Raw genomic sequence first — 1,102 nt, forward strand, 5'->3', positions numbered from 1 at the left:
GGAACGACGCGACGACATCCACGAAGCCTTCCTCGGACTCGCCACCTGCCTCATCACCCACCGACACGTCCAACGCCTTTGTTAGGAGTTCTAAGAGCGTGTTGCAGAAGGTTGGGTGTTCGCAGGTCAGAGTGTGGTTCCGGCGTTTCTGATCATGCTGCGAGGGCGAGCCTGTGCATGTGGGCGACGGCCTGAACTGCGTGGTGGAGCCCGTTACCGCGCTGGCGGCAGTCTCGGAGAATCTTGTAGTGCTTCATGCGGGCGAAGGCATGCTCGACACGGGCTCGCACCTTGCGGTGCTCGGCGTTGTCTTCCTCCTCGCCGGGCAGGAGTGGCCGGCCGGGGCGTTTGCGGTGCGGGATGACCAGGCCGGTGTTGATGTAGGCACCGTCACCCAGCACCGTGACGCCTTCGCAGTGCTCGGCCAGTCCGGAGTCGCGCCATGCCTTGGCGTCGGCGGTGGTGCCGGGGACCGGCCGGGCCGCGGCAATCACCAGCTTCGTGTCGGCGTCGATGATGACCTGCACGTTTGCGGAGAACCGGTAGTTGCGGCTGGAAGCGCCGACCTTACGGTCGCGGACCGGGATCAGGGTGCCGTCCGCGATCCGCAGCCGCTCTACGGCATCGGCCGGCCGGTGAGCCGGCTCGATGGCCAGGAGCGGGCGCAGACGCTGGATGACCCGGCACACGGTCGCGGGCGAGCAGCCGAAGAGCGGTGCAAGCTGCCGCATGGTGAGGTTCGTGCGGTAGTAGACCGCCATCAGCAGGACACGGTCCGCCAGCGGCAGGCACCACGGCCGACCACCACCGGGACCGTTTCCGCCCCTCTCCCGCACCACCTTCACCAGGCGGTCGAACTGGCGCATCCGCAGCCCCGTGAACGTCTCCACCCACACAGCCTCAGCCCTCAACACCCCACGCAACAAGGAAAATGTCCTGTTCCGAAGCCTTCTGCAACACGCCTTACGAGCTCGTGCATGGTAGGCGGTGAGGCGTCGAGCCGCAGATGGTTGATCATGGTCGGGTGGTGGGGAACACGACTCGTGCAGCGATCATCAGCCACCGCCGGATCACGGGCCTGACAGCTGAGGTGATTGCTGAA

General features: G+C 66.0%; 1 protein-coding gene. It reads right to left on the bottom strand.

Annotated features, from left to right (window positions below):
- Positions 1-152: 152 nt before the first annotated feature.
- Positions 153-923 carry a transposase family protein gene (locus tag ABZ532_RS31655; protein WP_361291480.1) on the bottom strand — a complete coding sequence of 257 codons (771 nt, stop codon included), beginning with the start codon at positions 921-923 and terminating at the stop codon, positions 153-155.
- Positions 924-1,102: the final 179 nt, after the last annotated feature.

The sequence above is a fragment of the Streptomyces sp. NPDC019396 genome (genome assembly GCF_040632375.1).
Taxonomy (GTDB): Bacteria; Actinomycetota; Actinomycetes; order Streptomycetales; family Streptomycetaceae; genus Streptomyces.